Origin of the sequence: Zwartia lucis (genome assembly GCF_965234455.1) — a bacterium.
Lineage (GTDB): Bacteria > Pseudomonadota > Gammaproteobacteria > Burkholderiales > Burkholderiaceae_B > Zwartia > Zwartia lucis.
This window is the reverse complement of sequence record NZ_OZ248474.1, coordinates 226,108-245,039: the sequence shown is the minus strand read 5'-3', so window position 1 is coordinate 245,039 and position 18,932 is coordinate 226,108. Positions and strand designations below refer to the sequence as shown.

The 18,932-nt window shown below is 48.7% G+C and carries 28 protein-coding genes and 3 tRNA genes; 30 read left to right on the top strand and 1 reads right to left on the bottom strand.

Annotated features, from left to right (window positions below):
- Window positions 1-22: 22 nt before the first annotated feature.
- The 20 genes from mnmG to rpsQ all read left to right on the top strand — a co-directional run bounded on the left by mnmG (window position 23) and on the right by rpsQ (window position 13,047).
- Window positions 23-1,936: a tRNA uridine-5-carboxymethylaminomethyl(34) synthesis enzyme MnmG gene (gene mnmG / locus AC8GE9_RS11920; RefSeq protein ID WP_506677797.1), complete on the top strand. Its 1,914-nt coding sequence runs from the start codon at window positions 23-25 to the stop codon at window positions 1,934-1,936.
- Window positions 1,936-2,619, top strand: coding sequence for a 16S rRNA (guanine(527)-N(7))-methyltransferase RsmG (gene rsmG, locus AC8GE9_RS11915; protein ID WP_506677369.1), 684 nt, complete (start codon window positions 1,936-1,938; stop codon window positions 2,617-2,619). The genes mnmG and rsmG overlap by 1 nt, the downstream gene beginning before the upstream one ends.
- Entirely contained in the window at window positions 2,616-3,413 is a 798-nt protein-coding gene (locus AC8GE9_RS11910; protein WP_506677796.1) for a ParA family protein, read from the top strand. The genes rsmG and AC8GE9_RS11910 overlap by 4 nt, the downstream gene beginning before the upstream one ends.
- Window positions 3,414-3,427: 14 nt before the next feature.
- Window positions 3,428-4,333, top strand: coding sequence for a ParB/RepB/Spo0J family partition protein (locus AC8GE9_RS11905; protein WP_506677368.1), 906 nt, complete (start codon window positions 3,428-3,430; stop codon window positions 4,331-4,333).
- Window positions 4,330-5,922, top strand: coding sequence for a rhodanese-like domain-containing protein (locus tag AC8GE9_RS11900; protein WP_506677367.1), 1,593 nt, complete (start codon window positions 4,330-4,332; stop codon window positions 5,920-5,922). Before AC8GE9_RS11905 ends, AC8GE9_RS11900 begins: the two co-directional genes overlap by 4 nt.
- Before the next feature lie 146 nt (window positions 5,923-6,068).
- A tRNA-Tyr gene (locus AC8GE9_RS11895) sits at window positions 6,069-6,155 on the top strand.
- A 37-nt stretch (window positions 6,156-6,192) separates the two neighbouring features.
- Window positions 6,193-6,266: transfer RNA gene (locus tag AC8GE9_RS11890), tRNA-Gly, on the top strand.
- A gap of 141 nt (window positions 6,267-6,407) precedes the next feature.
- Window positions 6,408-6,482, top strand: a tRNA-Thr gene (locus AC8GE9_RS11885).
- A gap of 53 nt (window positions 6,483-6,535) precedes the next feature.
- On the top strand, window positions 6,536-7,726 hold the full coding sequence (tuf, locus tag AC8GE9_RS11880; protein ID WP_506677366.1) for an elongation factor Tu: 1,191 nt from the start codon (window positions 6,536-6,538) through the stop codon (window positions 7,724-7,726).
- A gap of 54 nt (window positions 7,727-7,780) precedes the next feature.
- Complete coding sequence (rpsJ, locus tag AC8GE9_RS11875) at window positions 7,781-8,092, top strand: 30S ribosomal protein S10 (protein ID WP_003806903.1); 312 nt, start codon at window positions 7,781-7,783, stop codon at window positions 8,090-8,092.
- Window positions 8,093-8,285: 193 nt separating this feature from the next.
- On the top strand, window positions 8,286-8,975 hold the full coding sequence (rplC, locus tag AC8GE9_RS11870; RefSeq protein ID WP_506677365.1) for a 50S ribosomal protein L3: 690 nt from the start codon (window positions 8,286-8,288) through the stop codon (window positions 8,973-8,975).
- A 3-nt stretch (window positions 8,976-8,978) separates the two neighbouring features.
- Window positions 8,979-9,599: a 50S ribosomal protein L4 gene (rplD, locus tag AC8GE9_RS11865; protein ID WP_506677364.1), complete on the top strand. Its 621-nt coding sequence runs from the start codon at window positions 8,979-8,981 to the stop codon at window positions 9,597-9,599.
- Complete coding sequence (gene rplW, locus AC8GE9_RS11860) at window positions 9,596-9,892, top strand: 50S ribosomal protein L23 (protein ID WP_028816419.1); 297 nt, start codon at window positions 9,596-9,598, stop codon at window positions 9,890-9,892. Before rplD ends, rplW begins: the two co-directional genes overlap by 4 nt.
- Window positions 9,893-10,720 (top strand): 50S ribosomal protein L2, encoded by an 828-nt coding sequence (rplB, locus tag AC8GE9_RS11855; protein WP_028816420.1) that lies wholly within the window; start codon window positions 9,893-9,895, stop codon window positions 10,718-10,720.
- An 11-nt stretch (window positions 10,721-10,731) separates the two neighbouring features.
- The gene (gene rpsS / locus AC8GE9_RS11850; RefSeq protein WP_028816421.1) at window positions 10,732-11,007 is read left to right on the top strand and encodes a 30S ribosomal protein S19; all 276 of its coding nucleotides are present in this window, start codon (window positions 10,732-10,734) and stop codon (window positions 11,005-11,007) included.
- Between the two features lie 3 nt (window positions 11,008-11,010).
- Window positions 11,011-11,340 (top strand): 50S ribosomal protein L22, encoded by a 330-nt coding sequence (rplV, locus tag AC8GE9_RS11845; protein WP_028816422.1) that lies wholly within the window; start codon window positions 11,011-11,013, stop codon window positions 11,338-11,340.
- A gap of 9 nt (window positions 11,341-11,349) precedes the next feature.
- On the top strand, window positions 11,350-12,147 hold the full coding sequence (gene rpsC / locus AC8GE9_RS11840) for a 30S ribosomal protein S3 (protein WP_506677363.1): 798 nt from the start codon (window positions 11,350-11,352) through the stop codon (window positions 12,145-12,147).
- A gap of 2 nt (window positions 12,148-12,149) precedes the next feature.
- Complete coding sequence (rplP, locus tag AC8GE9_RS11835; RefSeq protein WP_028816424.1) at window positions 12,150-12,566, top strand: 50S ribosomal protein L16; 417 nt, start codon at window positions 12,150-12,152, stop codon at window positions 12,564-12,566.
- 9 nt (window positions 12,567-12,575) lie between these two features.
- A complete protein-coding gene (gene rpmC, locus AC8GE9_RS11830) occupies window positions 12,576-12,767 on the top strand; it encodes a 50S ribosomal protein L29 (protein ID WP_028816425.1) in 192 nt (63 codons plus the stop codon).
- 1 nt (window position 12,768) lies between these two features.
- A complete protein-coding gene (rpsQ, locus tag AC8GE9_RS11825; protein WP_028816426.1) occupies window positions 12,769-13,047 on the top strand; it encodes a 30S ribosomal protein S17 in 279 nt (92 codons plus the stop codon).
- An 81-nt stretch (window positions 13,048-13,128) separates the two neighbouring features.
- On the opposite strand, the gene AC8GE9_RS11820 is transcribed toward rpsQ, so the two are convergent.
- Complete coding sequence (locus AC8GE9_RS11820) at window positions 13,129-14,556, bottom strand: NAD-dependent succinate-semialdehyde dehydrogenase (RefSeq protein WP_506677362.1); 1,428 nt, start codon at window positions 14,554-14,556, stop codon at window positions 13,129-13,131.
- A gap of 287 nt (window positions 14,557-14,843) precedes the next feature.
- Here AC8GE9_RS11820 and rplN point away from each other — a divergent pair, with 287 nt between their 5' ends.
- The 10 genes from rplN to rplO are packed head-to-tail and all read left to right on the top strand — an operon-like array spanning window position 14,844 to window position 18,927.
- Window positions 14,844-15,212: a 50S ribosomal protein L14 gene (gene rplN, locus AC8GE9_RS11815; RefSeq protein ID WP_028816428.1), complete on the top strand. Its 369-nt coding sequence runs from the start codon at window positions 14,844-14,846 to the stop codon at window positions 15,210-15,212.
- A gap of 10 nt (window positions 15,213-15,222) precedes the next feature.
- A complete protein-coding gene (gene rplX, locus AC8GE9_RS11810) occupies window positions 15,223-15,543 on the top strand; it encodes a 50S ribosomal protein L24 (RefSeq protein ID WP_506677361.1) in 321 nt (106 codons plus the stop codon).
- Window positions 15,544-15,555: 12 nt separating this feature from the next.
- Complete coding sequence (rplE, locus tag AC8GE9_RS11805) at window positions 15,556-16,095, top strand: 50S ribosomal protein L5 (protein WP_506677360.1); 540 nt, start codon at window positions 15,556-15,558, stop codon at window positions 16,093-16,095.
- Between the two features lie 11 nt (window positions 16,096-16,106).
- Window positions 16,107-16,412 (top strand): 30S ribosomal protein S14, encoded by a 306-nt coding sequence (gene rpsN, locus AC8GE9_RS11800; RefSeq protein ID WP_481934585.1) that lies wholly within the window; start codon window positions 16,107-16,109, stop codon window positions 16,410-16,412.
- An 11-nt stretch (window positions 16,413-16,423) separates the two neighbouring features.
- Entirely contained in the window at window positions 16,424-16,819 is a 396-nt protein-coding gene (rpsH, locus tag AC8GE9_RS11795; protein WP_506677359.1) for a 30S ribosomal protein S8, read from the top strand.
- A 12-nt stretch (window positions 16,820-16,831) separates the two neighbouring features.
- Window positions 16,832-17,365, top strand: coding sequence for a 50S ribosomal protein L6 (rplF, locus tag AC8GE9_RS11790; RefSeq protein WP_506677358.1), 534 nt, complete (start codon window positions 16,832-16,834; stop codon window positions 17,363-17,365).
- A gap of 21 nt (window positions 17,366-17,386) precedes the next feature.
- Window positions 17,387-17,752, top strand: coding sequence for a 50S ribosomal protein L18 (rplR, locus tag AC8GE9_RS11785; RefSeq protein ID WP_506677357.1), 366 nt, complete (start codon window positions 17,387-17,389; stop codon window positions 17,750-17,752).
- A 15-nt stretch (window positions 17,753-17,767) separates the two neighbouring features.
- Entirely contained in the window at window positions 17,768-18,286 is a 519-nt protein-coding gene (gene rpsE / locus AC8GE9_RS11780) for a 30S ribosomal protein S5 (RefSeq protein WP_481934575.1), read from the top strand.
- Window positions 18,287-18,289: 3 nt separating this feature from the next.
- Window positions 18,290-18,475, top strand: coding sequence for a 50S ribosomal protein L30 (gene rpmD / locus AC8GE9_RS11775; protein WP_481934573.1), 186 nt, complete (start codon window positions 18,290-18,292; stop codon window positions 18,473-18,475).
- A gap of 11 nt (window positions 18,476-18,486) precedes the next feature.
- Complete coding sequence (gene rplO, locus AC8GE9_RS11770; protein WP_506677356.1) at window positions 18,487-18,927, top strand: 50S ribosomal protein L15; 441 nt, start codon at window positions 18,487-18,489, stop codon at window positions 18,925-18,927.
- Window positions 18,928-18,932: the final 5 nt, after the last annotated feature.

The following is an 18,932-nucleotide window of genomic DNA, read 5'->3' as shown; positions in this document are numbered from 1 at the left end:
ATCGACTAGGTGGACGATGAAAATGAACTATCCAAAAATCTTCGATGTTATTGTGGTTGGTGGCGGCCATGCTGGGACAGAGGCTGCCCTGGCGTCTGCCAGAAGTGGGGCGAGTACGCTGCTTTTAACGCACAACATCGAAACCTTAGGACAAATGTCCTGCAATCCTTCAATTGGTGGGATTGGAAAAGGACACTTAGTTAAAGAGGTTGATGCTTTTGGTGGCGCAATGGCTCTTGCAACCGATGAAGCTGGGATTCAGTTCAAAATATTGAATAGCTCAAAAGGACCTGCTGTTCGTGCCACACGAGCCCAAGCGGACAGAGTGCTTTATAGAAAGGCCATAAGAACACGGTTAGAAAATCAAGAAAATCTGTGGTTATTTCAACAGTCTGTAGACGATTTACTTTTAGAGGGAGAAAAAGTAGTTGGGGCTGTTACACAAACGGGTGTTTCTTTTCGAGCGAAGGCTGTAGTTTTAACCGCGGGAACATTTTTGAATGGTTTAGTGCACGTTGGGCTTGAAAACTATGCCGCTGGCAGGGCGGGAGATCCTTCGGCGACGTCTTTAGGTCGGCGACTTAAGGAAATGAAGTTGCCCCAAGGTAGGCTCAAAACCGGGACCCCACCTAGGATAGACGGCCGATCTATCAATTACAGTATTCTTGAAGAACAGCCAGGAGACTTAGCCCCTGTTCCCGTGTTTTCTTATCTTGGAAGCACTTTGCTTCATCCTAAACAAATCTCATGCTGGGTTACTCATACGAATGAAAAAACGCATGACATTATTCGGGGAGGGCTTGATCGATCTCCGATGTATAGCGGAGTAATTGAGGGGGTTGGACCGCGTTATTGCCCTTCAATCGAAGACAAAGTCCACAGGTTTGCAGATAAAAACGCACATCAGGTTTTTTTGGAACCAGAGGGGTTGGATACGCATGAGGTGTATCCAAATGGAGTATCAACATCATTACCTTTTGATGTTCAACTAGAGCTAATACGTTCACTCAAAGGCCTTGAGCAAGCACATATCGTTCGTCCAGGTTATGCCATTGAGTATGACTATTTTGATCCAAGAGAATTAAAGTCTTCCTTGGAAACAAAATCTATACAAGGTCTATTTTTTGCAGGTCAAATAAACGGAACTACAGGTTACGAAGAGGCTGCCGCGCAGGGACTTCTTGCAGGAATTAATGCCGCGCAATTTTCAAGAGAAAAGGGCCCGTTATTAATAACACGTAGTCAGGCGTATATGGGCGTGTTAGTCGATGATTTGGTCACAAAGGGTGTGACAGAGCCCTATAGAATGTTTACCTCAAGAGCCGAGTATCGCCTGAGCCTCAGAGAGGACAATGCTGATTGGAGACTGACAGAGCTTGGTCGCCAATTTAATTTAGTCGATGATTTGCGATGGAAAGCATTCAATGAAAAACGCGAATCTGTTGAAAAAGAATTGCAAAGATTACGCAGTACTTGGGTCAATCCAAGAATGTTGACAGCGGATGCCGCTGAAAGCGCATTAGGACAAGAAATTGCACGTGAGTACTTACTGTCAGACTTACTCAAGAGACCAAACGTTTCATATCAAGATTTAATGGGCATGCAATTCAATGATCAGGTCGAAATGCCACTGGGACTGCCCTCTGGTGAGTGTGCGGAACAAGTAGAAATCCAGATCAAATACGAAGGATATATTGCTAGGCAACAAGAAGAAATAGATCGTCAACACGCGTATGAATCTCAAATCATTCCCGCGTCAATAGACTTTGACGGAGTGACAAGCCTATCGTTCGAGGTGCGTCAAAAACTAAGAACGCATAAACCAGAAACGGTGGGGCAGGCATCGAGAATTTCAGGCATGACACCAGCCGCCATATCACTATTAATGATTCATTTGAAGCGACACTATTACAGTCAAACAAACAAAACTATTTAATGGCAACGAACACTTTATTGGCATCTTTTGAAGGGCAGTTAGAAAAAGCCTGTCATACACTAAGTCTTGAGCCAACAAAACAGCAACAAGAAAGACTGCTTGAATATTTAAGTCAATTATTAAAATGGAATAAAACCTATAACTTGACGGCAATACGAGATCCCGAGCAAGCATTGGTGCAACATATTTTCGACAGCTTGGCCATCATAAAACCTTTAAATAACTTCTTTCAGCGAAAAGAACTAGATAAAAGAATGGTGCTAGATGTCGGTTCAGGTGCCGGCTTACCAGGAGTCATCATCGCGACAATGATTCCAGACACGTTGGTAACGTGCGTCGACTCAGTAGAAAAAAAAATGACGTTTGTGCGGCATGTAAGTGGAGTCGTTGGATTGGAAAATTTGAAAGCACTTCATCAAAGAGTCGAGCTGATACAAGACTATAAATTCGAAGTTGTGATATCAAGAGCATTTGCAACGCTGCAAGACTTTGCAGCGCTAGCAGGAAAGTGTGTCGAAAAAAATGGGATATTGTTGGCGATGAAAGGAAAAATACCCCATGATGAAATAGCGGCCCTAGAAGAAGAAGCCGACTGGTATGTCGAGGGAATCGAAACATTAAAAGTACCGCAATTAAGTGCCCAGAGATGTCTGGTATGGATGAAACAAAAAGGAACACAATGACTGCTCAAATACCGCGCACGACACGCGTATTTTGTATAGCAAATCAAAAAGGCGGCGTTGGAAAAACAACAACGGCAATTAACCTTGCTGCCGGGCTAGCAAAACATAAGCAGCGTGTATTACTGATCGATCTAGACCCACAAGGCAATGCAACAATGGGTAGCGGTATAGATAAAAGCACCCTTGCGCATAATTTATATGATGTTTTAATCGGCACAGCCACAATCAAAGAGGCGAGGATACTCTCTAAAACAGGTGGCTATGATGTACTCCCTGCGAATAGAGAGCTATCTGGCGCCGAGATCGATTTAGTCGGAATGGATCAACGTGAGTTGCAATTGAAACAAGCTATTGATCACGTTGCAATAGATTATGATTTTGTTTTAATTGACTGTCCTCCCACATTATCATTGCTGACATTAAACGGTCTCGCAGCAGCGCATGGCGTCATCATTCCAATGCAATGCGAATATTTTGCCTTAGAGGGTTTATCGGATCTCGTTAATACAATTAAACGTGTTCACAGGAATATCAATCCAGCATTAAGCCTAATAGGTTTATTACGAGTCATGTTCGATCCACGAGTCACATTGCAACAACAAGTATCAGCACAGCTCGAGGCACATTTTGGGGATAAGGTCTTCAAAACAGTTGTTCCTCGTAATGTCAGACTTGCCGAAGCGCCCAGCCATGGCATGCCCGGCGTAGTCTATGACCCTGCGTCACGTGGCGCTCAAGCCTATATGGCATTTGGTGCCGAAGTCATCGAGCGCCTAAGATCGACAACAGAATAAATACAGGAATAAATATGGTGACGAAAAAACCTAAAGGCCTTGGTCGCGGACTCGAAGCCTTGCTTGGTGCAGATGCACCAGGATTAAGTCAACTAGGAAAAAATGAAAGCACCACATCCCCGCCAAATGTACTATCCGTAACAAAATTACAAGCAGGAAAATATCAACCCAGAACGCGCATGGATGAAGGCGCATTGGCAGAGCTTGCTGACTCCATTCGAGCCCAAGGCATTATGCAACCAATTTTGGTGCGTCCTCTTGATGGAACAAAAGGTCGTTACGAAATTATTGCAGGCGAAAGACGCTTTAGGGCCGCTCAAATGGCCGGCCTAACGGAAGTCCCCGTCCTTGTTCGAGAGGTTGCGGACGAGCATGCTGCAGCGATGGCGTTGATTGAAAATATACAGCGCGAAGATCTCAATCCACTCGAAGAGGCTCAAGGTGTCAAACGACTACTCGATGAGTTCGGACTGACACACGAACAAGCTGCAACAGCGATTGGTAGATCAAGATCTGCTACGAGTAATTTATTAAGACTATTAAATTTAGCCACACCGCTTCAGACGATGTTGTTGGCGGGCGATATTGATATGGGTCATGCGCGCGCGTTACTTGCTGTTGATAGCGCGACACAAATTCAGTTAGCAAATCAAATTATCGCAAAAGGACTCTCCGTAAGAGAGGCAGAAAAACTCGTAGCAAGAGCCGCAACAGAAGCGAGCCCAAAAGTTAAACAAAGGGTAAAAAACAATTTAAGAGATGTTGTCCGTCTTGAAGAAATCCTCTCTGATCAGCTGGGGACAAAAGTTACGCTAAAAGTGGGTACAAAAGGACGAGGTCAGTTGGTGATTGATTTTCATGGCTGGGATCACTGTTCTGCTCTCATTGAAAAAATGCAACTCAAAGAAGAGCTCCTATGACAAACCAAAACCCAACGCTTATTGATTCAGCCACACTAAAACAATGGCTTCACGATGGTCATGAAATCGCAACGATTGATGTGCGAGAGCATGGACAGTATGGTGAAGAGCACTTGTTTTATATTGTTTCAGTTCCTTATAGCAAATTAGAAAGTGAAATCCAAAGACTCGTGCCCCGTAAACAAGTGCGGATGGTGGTCATTGGAGATGAGGCTCAAGCGTTGAGTCTTAAGGCAATAAAAAGACTATCAGCAATGGGTTACAACAAGCTCCATATTTTAGAAGGTGGCATGCCTGCTTGGAAAAAAGCAGGATATGAGGTATTTGCTGGCGTAAACTTGCCAAGCAAAGCTTTCGGTGAGCTTGCAGAGCATGCGTTCAAGACACCTCGAATTTCTGCAACAGAATTAGATCAAAAAATTCAGAATAAAGAAGATCTAGTTGTATTGGACGGGAGGCCTTTTACCGAGTTTAAAAAAATGAGTATTCCGACAGCGATATGCTGTCCAAACGGTGAGTTGCCCTTGCGTATTGATGACCTTGTGTCAAATCCAAACACGACGATTGTCATCAATTGCGCAGGCCGCACCCGAAGTATTATCGGTGCACAAACGCTGATTAATCTTGGCATACCAAATAAAGTTCTTGCACTCGAAAATGGTACACAAGGTTGGTATCTTGCAGATCTTAAACTCGACCATGGTCAAACGAAGAAACACGCACTTAATATTGAGCAAAACACTCTTGCGCAGCGTAAATCACGCGCGCGCGCACTGGCACTAAAACATGGCGTTAAGTTTGTAGATTGCGCAGTCGTCAAGCAATGGCTAAAGGATGAGCAGCGCACGACTTTTATTTGTGACGTACGCACCCCTGAAGAGTATGCCCAAGGTACGGTGCACGGCGCACAGCACTGCCCGGGAGGTCAGCTTGTTCAAGCAACGGATCAGTATGTTGGGATTAGAGGAGCAAGGTTAGTTCTCATTGATCATGAGGGAGTTCGTGCGCCAGCGATGGCCTCTTGGCTCGCCATGTTAGGTTGGGATGTTTCAGTGTGGGACGATGCTTTTGAGGCGACAAACCATCAGCAAAACCAAGCGCAAATAGAAACACAAACTCCTGACTCAATAGACTTGCTGGCAGAGGAAATAGAAAAGCATTTAAAAGCGGGTGCATTATTAATCGATTTGAGACCTAGCATGCAGTACCGCGCGGGACATATTAAGTCGGCGATCTGGTCGATTAGGCCACAACTTCATCAAATGGCTGAAAAAATAAAAGAACAAACTGTGATTTTGTTTTCGGAGGAAAAAACGATCGCAAGCCTCGCGGCGATTGATTTAAAAGAACTGGGAGCAAAAACAATTTATATCAACGCGCAAAAGACAACCGATTGGGAAGCTGCACATTTACCCGTTGAAAATACTCCTAACAACCCGCCAGACGAGAAATGTATTGATTATTTGTTCTTTGTGCACGATAGGCACGATGGCAATAAAGTCGCAGCTAGACAGTATTTAGCCTGGGAAATAAATCTGCTTGCTCAAATCGATGAGCAAGAAAAAGCGGGCTTTAAATTGCCACACTAAAAAACAAAATAATTTTTAGGAGATAAGGTATTTTTAGCTGAAAATCTTGCGTTATGAAGTCGATTCTCTATATAAAGTGCGTCATATAGATTGCCTAAGCTCTTGACAATAGGGAATTGTTCGTTCATAATCGTTGGTTCTCTTGTGGAGAGGTGCCCGAGTGGTTAAAGGGGGCAGACTGTAAATCTGTTGGCCTTGCGCCTACGTTGGTTCGAATCCAACCTTCTCCACCAAGGGGCGACTGTTTAAACGGACGCAGACTTGATACGGGCGGGTGTAGCTCAATGGTAGAGCAGAAGCCTTCCAAGCTTACGACGAGGGTTCGATTCCCTTCACCCGCTCCAGCGGAATGTGCAGGTGGTTAAAAGTTTGCAAGCGATCTTAGACAAAAGAAGTAAAAAGTATTGAGTAAAAAGTGCCCAAGATGTTAATGCCTAGTTAGTAATACCGATTTTTTAGGTTCGTGGGGCGTGCCCGGCGAATGCGCCCATGTGGCTCAGTGGTAGAGCACTCCCTTGGTAAGGGAGAGGTCACGCGTTCGATCCGCGTCATGGGCACCAGAAGATTTTCATTTTAATTTCACAATAGCTTCAACTCAGGTCAGGAGTCAGCCATGGCAAAAGGCAAGTTTGAACGTACCAAACCACACGTTAACGTCGGCACAATCGGCCACGTTGACCACGGCAAAACGACGTTGACCGCAGCGATCACAACAGTTCTGTCCAAGAAGTTTGGTGGCGAAGCAAAAGGCTACGCGCAGATTGATGCCGCTCCCGAAGAGCGTGCACGCGGTATTACGATTAACACAGCGCACGTGGAGTACGAGACGGCTAACCGTCATTACGCACACGTTGACTGCCCCGGCCACGCCGACTACATCAAGAACATGATCACGGGTGCTGCGCAGATGGACGGCGCAGTCTTGGTGGTGTCCGCAGCTGACGGCCCAATGCCACAGACACGCGAGCACATCTTGCTGTCGCGTCAGGTGGGCGTGCCTTACATCATCGTGTTCCTGAACAAGGCCGACATGGTTGATGATGAAGAGTTGCTTGAGTTGGTTGAAATGGAGGTGCGCGAGCTTCTTTCAAAATACGACTTCCCAGGTGACGACACACCTATCATTAAAGGCTCAGCTAAGCTGGCCCTCGAAGGCGACACAGGCGAGCTCGGTGAGCAGGCCATCATGGCGCTGGCTGATGCGCTGGACAACTACATTCCTACGCCAGAGCGCGCCGTTGACGGCACGTTCCTGATGCCAGTCGAGGACGTGTTCTCGATCTCGGGTCGCGGCACCGTGGTGACGGGACGTATCGAGCGCGGGATTGTCAAAGTTGGTGAGGAAATCGAAATTATCGGTATCCACGACACACTGAAGACAACGTGCACAGGCGTTGAGATGTTCCGCAAGCTGCTTGACCAGGGTATGGCGGGCGATAACGTTGGCATCTTGTTGCGTGGCACCAAGCGTGAAGAAATCGAGCGCGGTCAAGTGTTGGCCAAGCCCGGCTCGATCAAGCCACACACGGACTTTACCGCCGAGGTGTACATTCTGTCGAAAGACGAAGGTGGCCGTCACACGCCATTCTTTAACGGCTATCGTCCCCAGTTCTACTTCCGTACAACGGACGTGACGGGCACGATCGAGTTGCCAGCAGACAAAGAAATGGTGCTGCCAGGTGACAACGTTGGGATGACAGTTAAGCTGCTCGCACCGATTGCGATGGAAGAAGGTCTGCGTTTTGCAATTCGCGAAGGTGGCCGTACCGTCGGCGCCGGAGTTGTTGCTAAAATCCTGAAGTAAATTGTTTCGCTGCGAGCTTAATCCCTCGCAGCATATCGCTCTTTGAGAATCGACATGAAAAATCAAAAAATCCGAATCCGTCTGAAAGCGTTTGATTACAAACTTATCGATCAGTCGGCTGCAGAGATCGTTGATACGGCCAAGCGTACCGGTGCAGTGGTACGAGGACCGGTTCCTCTTCCAACACGTATTCGTCGTTACGACGTGTTACGTTCACCACACGTGAACAAAACATCTCGTGATCAGTTCGAGATCCGTACACATCAGCGCTTGATGGACATCGTTGATCCAACCGATAAAACAGTTGACGCACTGATGCGCCTTGATTTACCTGCAGGTGTCGATGTTGAAATCGCATTGCAATAATTAAATTTAGACTTTAGTGCCGCATGAGTGCTGCATTACAAGCCGGTTTGGCTTGCAATGCAGCAAAGATTGGTGCTAGAATGCAAGACTTGCCGAAATTCGGTAAGAAAAAAAATGAGCACCCGAAATATTCGGGTTTTATCAGCCCCGACCAATCGAAGTCGGGAATCGGGTTTTTACCCCGGAGAAAATGATGTCGAAATCGACACCCACGCCTGCCGCACATCGGCTTGGGCTGGTGGGCCGCAAGGTCGGCATGACCCGTATTTTTACGGAAGATGGCGAGTCCATCCCTGTAACTGTACTGGACGTGTCGAACAACCGCGTCACCCAGGTAAAGTCACTTGAGTCTGACGGCTATGCCGCCATTCAAGTCGCTTACGGCGCTCGTCGCGCTTCCCGTGTAGCCAAGCCACAAACAGGTCATTACGCCAAAGCTGGTGTAGAGGCCGGTAGTATCCTCAAAGAATTCCGTCTCGATCCTGCTCGCGCAGCCGAATTCACGCCTGGTAGCGTGGTCGCTGTTGAGAGCGTGTTCGAAGCCGGCCAGCAAGTCGACGTCACTGGCACCACGATTGGTAAAGGTTTCGCCGGCACGATCAAGCGTCACCACTTCAAATCACAGCGCGCATCGCACGGTAACAGCCGTTCGCACCGCGTACCTGGTTCGATTGGTCAAGCTCAAGATCCTGGTCGTATTTTCCCCGGTAAGCGCATGTCTGGCCACCTTGGTGATGACACCCGTACCGTGCAAAACCTTGACGTCGTCCGTGTTGACGCTGAGCGTGGTCTCCTGATGGTCAAGGGCGCTGTCCCTGGCTATGCTGGCGGAGACATTCTCGTGCATCCGGCAGTCAAAGCACCTGCTAAAAAGGGAGCCTAATATATGGATATCAAGCTCCTAAATGACCAAGGTCAGTCTTCGGCAATATTTGCAGCCCCTGACACCGTTTTTGGTCGTGATTTCAACGAAGCACTCGTCCACCAGATCGTTATTGCCTTTCAGGCGAATGCGCGCTCAGGTAACCGTGCTCAAAAAGGTCGCGATGCAGTTCGTCACTCGACTAAAAAGCCATTTAATCAAAAAGGCACAGGCCGCGCCCGTGCTGGTATGACATCATCTCCCTTGTGGCGTGGTGGTGGTCGAGCATTCCCAAATTCGCCTGAAGAAAACTTCAGTCAAAAAGTGAACAAGAAAATGTATCGTGCGGGTATCCGTTCGATTCTTTCCCAGTTAGCTCGCGAAGACCGTATTTCAATTGTTGATTCGTTCACGCTCGAGTCGCCAAAGACCAAGCTGGCAGCTGAAAAGCTCAAAAGCTTGGGAATGGAGTCCGTGTTGATCATCACCGATTCAGTCGATGAAAACCTTTACCTCGCGACGCGCAATTTGCCGCATGTTGCTGTCGTCGAGCCGCGCAATGCCGATCCGCTCTCGTTGATCCACTACAAAAAAGTACTGATCACAAAGTCGGCCATCGCTCAACTCGAGGAGATGCTGGCATGAACGATCATCGTCTAATGCAAATCATCTTGGCACCAATCGTGACGGAAAAAGCCACGTTTGTAGCAGAGAAGAATAATCAGGTCGCTTTTCGCGTTATTGCCGATGCGACTAAACCTGAAATCAAAGCTGCTGTTGAGTTGCTCTTCAAAGTGCAAGTCGACGCAGTTCAGGTTTTAAACCGCAAAGGTAAAGCAAAGCGTTTCGGTCGTTTCGTCGGTCGCCGTCGCAACGAGCGCAAGGCCTATGTTTCGCTCAAAGAAGGTCAAGAAATCAACCTGGCGGAGGTCAACTAAATGGCTCTCTTAAAAGTTAAGCCAACCTCGCCCGGTCGTCGAGGCATGCTAAAGGTGGTCACACCTACGCTGCACAAAGGCAAACCGGTTGCTTCGTTGCTTGAAAAACAGATTCGTGGTTCTGGTCGTAACAACAACGGCCACATCACAATTCGTCATCGTGGCGGTGGTCATAAGCAGCACTACCGACTTGTGGATTTCCGTCGCAACAAAGACGGCATTCCAGCAAAAGTCGAACGCTTAGAATACGACCCAAACCGCACGGCACACATCGCTTTGCTTTGTTATGCAGATGGTGAGCGTCGTTACATTATTGCTCCTCGAGGTCTTGAGGTAGGTGCTACGCTGTTGTCGGGTATCGAAGCCCCCATCCGCGCAGGCAATACACTGCCTATTCGCAATATTCCGGTGGGTACAACAATTCACTGTATCGAAATGTTGCCTGGTAAAGGTGCCCAAATGGCACGTTCAGCTGGCGCCTCGGCAGTTCTGTTGGCTCGCGAAGGTACTTACGCTCAGGTTCGCCTGCGCTCAGGTGAAGTCCGTCGTGTGCACATTGAATGCCGAGCTACGATCGGTGAAGTTGGCAACGAAGAGCACAGCTTGCGTCAAATTGGCAAAGCCGGTGCAGTTCGTTGGCGCGGTATTCGTCCCACGGTACGTGGTGTCGCAATGAACCCGGTTGATCACCCACACGGCGGTGGTGAAGGTCGTACCGGCGAAGGCGGCGAGCCACGCAGTCCATGGGGTACCCCAGCTAAGGGTTACAAGACTCGTAGTAACAAGCGGACGGACAATATGATCGTCCAGCGCCGCAAGCGTAAATAAGAGGGCGAATCATGTCACGTTCAGTCAAGAAAGGCCCATTCGTCGATGCACACTTGATCAAAAAGGTCGAGGTTGCAATCGCCGAAAAGGGCAAGAAGCCGATCAAAACTTGGTCACGTCGTTCAACGATCTTGCCAGACTTCATAGGTCTGACGATTGCTGTTCATAACGGTCGCCAACACGTTCCCGTTTATATCAATGAGAACATGGTTGGACATAAACTCGGTGAGTTTGCGTTGACACGTACCTTTAAAGGTCACGCAGCAGACAAAAAGGCCAAGAGGTAATTCATGGAAACTCAAGCCATTATCCGTGGGGTGCATATCTCAGCCCAGAAAACACGACTCGTTGCGGATCTTATCCGTGGCAAGTCTGTTGCTCAGGCTTTGAATATCCTGACCTTCACAAATAAGAAGGCCGCCGGCATCTTGAAGAAAGCTGTTGAGTCAGCAATCGCCAATGCCGAGCACAACGACGGTGCAGATATCGACGAACTTAAGGTCACCACGATTTTTGTGGATAAGGCCGAGTCGATGAAGCGCTTTTCCGCACGAGCCAAAGGGCGCGGTAACCAGATTGAAAAGCAGACCTGCCACATTACTGTGAAGGTCGGAGCCTAAGGAGTCACGATGGGTCAGAAAATTCACCCGATTGGGTTCCGCCTTGCGGTTACACGTAATTGGGGCTCGAAGTGGTACGCAGACGATAAAGATTTCGGTGGCATGCTTGTCTCTGATATCCGCGTTCGTGAATACCTCAAAAAGAAACTTAAAAGCGCATCCGTTGGCCGTGTGGTCATCGAGCGTCCTGCTAAAAACGCGCGTATTACGGTTTACTCGGCTCGTCCGGGCGTCGTAATTGGAAAGCGTGGCGAGGACATCGAAGGCCTCAAGGCTGATTTGCAGCGTTTGATGGGCGTGCCCGTTCACGTCAACATCGAAGAAATTCGCAAACCAGAAACCGATGCTCAGCTGATTGCGGATTCTATTTCGCAACAGCTAGAAAAGCGGATCATGTTCCGTCGCGCTATGAAGCGCGCCATGCAAAATGCAATGCGTCTGGGTGCCCTTGGCATCAAGATCATGAGCGCAGGCCGATTGAATGGTATCGAGATTGCTCGTACAGAATGGTATCGCGAAGGTCGCGTGCCACTCCATACGTTGCGTGCAAATATTGACTACGGTACTTCAGAAGCCCATACCACCTATGGTGTGATCGGCATCAAAGTCTGGGTCTATAAAGGCGACATGTTACCTAACGGCGAAATGCCTGTTGAAACCGTTGCGCCCCGCGAAGAAGAGCGCCGTCCGCGTCGTGCCCCTCGTGCTGACAAGCCCGAAGGTGGTCGTCCGGCAGCTCGTCCCGCTGGACGTGGTCGCGCACCGCGCAAGGCTGATGCCGCTGCGCCTGCGCCCGAAGGAGAATAAGCATGCTGCAACCAGCACGCAGGAAATATCGCAAAGAGCAAAAAGGCCGTAATACGGGTCTCGCTACGCGCGGCGCTGACGTTTCGTTTGGCGAGTTCGGTTTAAAGGCCACTGGTCGTGGTCGTTTAACTGCCCGTCAAATCGAATCTGCACGTCGTGCGATTAACCGCCACATTAAACGTGGTGGACGTATTTGGATCCGTATCTTCCCTGATAAGCCTATTTCACAGAAACCGGCTGAAGTGCGGATGGGTAACGGTAAAGGTAATCCAGAGTATTGGGTTGCTGAAATCCAGCCAGGTAAAGTGTTGTACGAAATGGAAGGTGTGAGTGAAGAAATTGCGCGTGAGGCGTTTCGCCTGGCGGCTGCTAAGCTTCCAATCTCCACAACGTTCGTCGCGCGGCACCTCGGATCTTAAGGAATCGATATGAAAGCAAGCGAACTTCGTGCAAAAACAACCGCCGAGCTCGGACAAGAGCTCGAAAGCCTGCTGAAGGCTCAGTTCGGTCTGCGTATGCAGCGGGCTACTCAGCAGCTCACCAATCACACTCAGATCAGCAAAGTGCGTCGCGATATTGCCCGCGTTCGTACACTGATGACTGAGAAGGCGGGATCATAATATGACCACAGCTCAAGCTACAAAACCAAAGCGTCAGCGTACGTTGGTTGGTAAGGTCGTTAGCAACAAGATGGATAAAACTATCGTGGTGCTGGTCGAGCGTCGTGTTAAGCATCCAATGCTTGGCAAGATCATCATGCGCTCTGCAAAATACAAGGCGCATGACGAAACCAATCAGTACAACGAAGGCGATACGGTAGAAATCGCAGAAGGCCGACCCATTTCACGCTCCAAATCTTGGACAGCAACGAAATTGATCGAAGCAGCTCGCGAAATCTAAAGTCCGATCTGTATGAAAAAAAGCGACGAGTTAATCGTCGCTTTTTTTTTGTGCGCTCATAAAGAGCGCACGGCAAAGTCATCAAATGTGTGTGACAAACTTGGTGACGAGGTATCCATCAAATGTTTCTGAACCGCCTTCACTTCCAATGCCGCTATCCTTGATTCCCCCAAAGGGTGTTTCTGGCAAGGCACTACCAAAATGATTAATGTTGACCATACCTGCTTCAATAGAATTTGAAATCTTTGTTGCGGTCTGTAAAGAGTTGGTAAAGATGTAAGAAGACAGCCCAAATGGCAAGCTGTTAGCACGGGTAATGACCTCGTCGAGATTGTCAAAAGGTACGATAGGTGCAATCGGACCAAAAGGTTCTTCGGTCATCAACAAAGCGTCATCTTTCAGGCCAGTAATAACTGTGGGTGGAAAGAAGAAACCTTTACCACTCATCGCATCACCACCAAGCTCGATTGTTGCACCTCTTTTGCGCGCATCCTCGACAAATCTGCTGATCGCGGGCACACGACGCTCATGGGCGAGTGGGCCCATCTCAACGCCCTCATCCAAACCATTACCAACTTTGACGCTCTTGAGAACATCAAGAAACTTGGCGAGAAACTTATCGTAGGACTTTTTCTGAACATAAAAGCGCGTTGGTGATACACAAACTTGGCCAGCATTTCTAATTTTGAATTTCGCAAGCATGGTTGCAGCGCGATCAATATCTGCATCATCAAAAACGATGACGGGCGAGTGGCCACCAAGCTCCATGGTCACGCGCTTCATATGGGCACCAGCGAGGGCTGCAAGCTGCTTGCCAACCGGAACCGAGCCAGTAAACGAAACCTTGCGACTAATAGGCGAACGAATCAAATAGTCTGAAACCTTGGCAGGCTCACCCCAAACAAGATTCAACACGCCAGGAGGAAGGCCAGCATCGTGGAACATTTGAGCAATCGCCATGACAGCGCTAGGAGAGTCTTCAGGGCCTTTTAGAATAACTGTACAACCAGCACCAACAGCGGCACAAATTTTACGAATAGCCTGGTTATAGGGGAAGTTCCAAGGAGTGAAGGCGACACAAACACCAATCGGTTCTTTCAAAACAAGCTGACGAACATCAGGATTTCTAGGCAAAACGACGCGTCCATAAATACGACGACATTCCTCAGCATGCCAATCGCAATGATCCGCGCAGCCAACAACCTCTCCAAGAGCTTCGGCGAGGGGTTTGCCTTGATCGAGCGTCATATTGCGGGCAATTTCTTGCGCACGATCGCGAGTAAGTTGACCAACCTTACGCAAAATAGCTGAGCGATCCATGGGAGAGGACTTTTTCCAGCTTGCAAAAGCCAATTCAGCTGACTGAAGTGCCATGTCAAGATCGGCCTGGCTAGCATGTGGGAGATGACCAAGAACTTCCTGAGTAGCAGGATTGATGATGGTCTGGGTCTGTCGGCCTTCGCCGGAGATAAACTCACCATTGATATACAAAGACTGTTTTGGGTACATAAGGTTTCCAATACAACAATAAAAAAGGTATTAAAGGTAGGTAGATAATATGACATATCTTAAGCAGACTTGCACAAAAAAAAATACTAGGATATACTGCACAGCTCTCCCGCAATTCGCATTGGGTATTTAAAGCCAAACAGCTGGAATACAGAGTGTGATCAAAGGAATAATTAGCAGATTTCAACCTAGGGTGCTATGTGGCACCTAACGGGACCAAAACTGACTGATTGAACTACAAGCCTGAGGCAAGTAGTTTTTTTGGTTAAGTTGGAACAGGAAAAATCATGATCCAAATGCAGACCACGTTAGACGTGGCCGATAACACTGGCGCACGTTCAGTCATGTGTATCAAGGTGCTAGGTGGCTCAAAACGCCGCTATGCTGCTATCGGCGATGTTATCAAGGTTACCGTCAAGGATGCGGCCCCACGTGGTCGTGTCAAGAAAGGCGAGATTTATAACGCTGTTGTCGTTCGTACGGCACATGGTGTTCGTCGTAAAGACGGTTCACGTATTCGCTTCGGTGGTAATGCTGCCGTTTTGCTTAACGCCAAACTCGAGCCCATTGGCACGCGTATCTTTGGACCCGTTACGCGCGAATTGCGTGGCGAAAAGTTCATGAAGATCGTGTCCTTGGCGCCCGAAGTGCTGTAAGGAGCCGTAAATGAACAAAATCCGTAAAGGCGACGAAGTCGTCGTGCTGACAGGACGTGACAAAAAGCGTCGTGGTACTGTGTTGGCCCGTCTTGATGAAGACCATGTATTGGTTGAAGGCATCAACATGGTTAAAAAGCACGTCAAGCCCAATCCGATGCAGGGAACAACAGGCGGCATTATCGAAAAAACAATGCCGATCCATATTTCGAACATTGCGCTCTTCAATCCAGCCACCGGAAAAGGTGATCGCGTTGGGTTCAAAGAAGTAGACGGTCGCAACGTGCGTATTTTTCGTTCCAGCGGCGAGACCGTTGGCGTGAAAGCTTAAGGGGCGAATAAAATGTCTCGTTTCCAAGAACTCTATTTGCAGAAGATTGCTCCAGCACTGACAGAGCAGTTTGGCTACAAGAGCGTGATGCAGGTTCCTCGTGTGACGAAAGTCACCTTGAACATGGGCGTCTCCGAAGCCGTTGCTGATAAAAAAGTCATTGATCATGCGGTTTCAGATCTGACAAAGATTGCCGGCCAAAAGCCAGTGATTACCAAAACTAAAAAGGCGATCGCAGGTTTCAAAATCCGCGAAGATTACCCAATTGGTTGTATGGTGACATTGCGTGGTCAGCGTATGTATGAATTCCTCGATCGTCTAGTTTCCGTGGCACTGCCTCGCGTCCGTGACTTCCGTGGTATTTCAGGTCGTGCGTTTGATGGTCGTGGCAACTACAACATCGGGGTTAAAGAGCAGATCATTTTCCCTGAAATTGAATACGACAAAATCGACGTGTTGCGTGGGATGAATATCAGCATCACCACAACCGCTAAGACAGACGAAGAAGCCAAGGCGCTGTTAACAGCCTTTAGCTTCCCGTTCCGCAACTAAGGAGCGCAGACGTGGCTAAACTTTCAATGATCAATCGCGATATCAAGCGCAAAATGACAGCAGAGAAATTTGCTGCCAAGCGCGCTGCTCTCAAGGCGATTATCGATGATTCATCCAAGACCGACGAAGAGCGCTACGAAGCGCGGCTGAAATTTCAGCAACTTCCACGTAATTCGAGCCCATGTCGTCAGCGTAATCGCTGTGCGATTACAGGACGTGCGCGTGGCGTGTTCAGCAAGTTCGGACTTGGCCGTATGAAACTGCGTGAATTGGCTATGAAGGGTGAAATCCCCGGCATGACCAAAGCTAGCTGGTAGGAGAATAAAATATGAGCATGAGCGACCCTATCGCCGATATGCTGACACGCATTCGTAATGCGCAGCAGGTAGACAAAACATCGGTGACCATGCCCTCCTCCAAGCTCAAGGTAGCCATTGCTGCCGTGCTTCAGGACGAAGGTTATGTTGATGGATTTACGATTAAAGGTACAGTCCAAAAGCCTGAACTTGAAATCACGCTTAAGTATTACGCGGGTCGTCCAGTTATTGAGCGCATCGAACGTGTTTCGCGCCCTGGCTTGCGTATTTACAAAGGCAATGGAAGCATTCCTCAGGTGATGAATGGCTTGGGTGTGGCAATTGTCTCCACTTCACGTGGTGTGATGACTGATCGTAAAGCACGCGCCAATGGCGTGGGCGGCGAAGTCCTCTGCTACGTGGCTTAAGGAGAAAACCAAATGTCACGTATTGCTAAATATCCAGTCGAGTTGCCAAAAGGTGTAGAGGCGACAATCACTGCCAATCAAATTTCCGTAAAAGGACCTTTGGGCACATTGAACCAGACACTAATTGGCAACGTCATCGTAAACGAAGACGGCGGTAAGCTTTCTTTTATCGTTGCGAATGACTCCCGCGAAGCAAAAGCAATGTCCGGAACTCTGCGCGCACTCGTTGCGAACATGGTGACAGGCGTTAGCAAAGGCTTTGAGCGTAAGTTGACTCTGGTTGGTGTGGGTTACCGCGCCGCAATCCAGGGTAACGCGATTAAATTGCAACTTGGTTTTTCACATGATGTTGTCCATCCCATGCCTGAAGGCGTAAAAGCCGAATGCCCAACCCAGACTGAAATCGTTCTGAAGGGTTCGGACAAGCAGGTAGTTGGTCAGGTGGCTGCTGAAATTCGTGCTTATCGTCCGCCAGAGCCTTACAAGGGCAAGGGTGTGCGTTACGTCGATGAGCATGTCATCATCAAAGAAACCAAGAAGAAATAATCGCGCAAACAAGGAAAGATCATGGACAAAAAAATTTCCCGTTTGCGTCGCGCAGTGCCGACGCGTAAGAAAATCGCTGAGTTGCGAGTTAATCGCCTTCAGGTTTTCCGCTCGAACTCGCACATCTATGCAAACATTATTTCGCCCGAAGGCGATCGTATTCTGGTTTCAGCATCTACTGTTGAACCAGAAGTACGTCAGCAACTCGCAGGTCAATCAGGAGCAGGTGGTAATGCCGCTGCAGCTTCATTGATCGGTAAACGTGTTGCAGAGAAAGCTAAAGCTGCTGGTATTGAGCTTGTGGCTTTCGATCGTTCAGGTTTCCGTTACCACGGCCGTGTAAAAGCCTTGGCCGATGCCGCGCGTGAAGCCGGTCTGAAGTTTTAAGCGAGGAACAGTCAAATGGCTAAAGAACAACGCAAGAACGCTCCTGAAGAGCGTGATGACGGCCTTCGCGAAAAAATGATCGCGGTTAACCGCGTCAGTAAAGTCGTTAAAGGTGGTCGTACCATGAGTTTTGCTGCACTGACCGTGGTCGGTGATGGTGACGGCCGAGTCGGTATGGGTAAGGGCAAGGCACGTGAAGTGCCCGTGGCAGTTCAAAAGGCAATGGAGCAGGCGCGTCGCGAACTGTTCAAGGTTGCCCTAAAGAACGGTACGCTCCACCATACAGTCGTCGGAAAGCATGGCGCATCGACAGTACTGATTTCGCCGGCAGCTGAAGGTACTGGCGTGATTGCCGGTGGCCCAATGCGCGCTATTTTTGATGTGATGGGTGTGCGTAACGTCGTGGCAAAGAGCCTCGGTTCAAGCAACCCTTACAACATGGTTCGTGCCACGCTTAACGGCCTGCGCAATTCGCTCACACCGTCGGATGTTGCTGCCAAGCGCGGCAAGACCGTTGAAGAGATTTTGGGGTAAGTCATGGCTGAAAAACAAGTCAAAGTCACCCTGGTCCGTTCGACCATCGGTACCAAGCAAGACCATCGCGACACCGTTCGTGGCCTTGGTTTGCGTCGTGTCAACAGCAGCAAAGTGCTCAAAGACACTCCTGAAGTTCGCGGAATGATCAACAAAGTTGATTATCTCGTGACTGCTTCGGACGTCTGAAAGGAATCACGATGTCGATTACTCAATTAAACACAATCAAGCCAGCCGAAGGCTCAACACACGCAAAACGTCGTGTCGGTCGCGGTATCGGTTCAGGCTTAGGTAAAACATCCGGTCGCGGCCACAAAGGCCAGAAGTCACGTACGGGTGGTTTTCATAAAGTCGGTTTTGAAGGCGGTCAAATGCCTTTGCAACGTCGCCTACCAAAGCGTGGCTTTTCTACATTAGACGGTCATCTGTATGCACAGATTCGTTTGTCTGACTTACAGTCATTGCCTGTCGAAGAAGTCGACGTGCAAGTGCTTAAGCAGGCAGGTGTAGTGGGTACGCAAGTGCGTTACGTCAAAGTTTTTAAATCTGGCGAACTTTCACGTAAAGTGTCCCTCAAGGGTATTGGTGCTTCAGCTGGTGCGCGTGCTTCAATTGAAGCCGCCGGTGGCTCGATCGCTTAAGACGG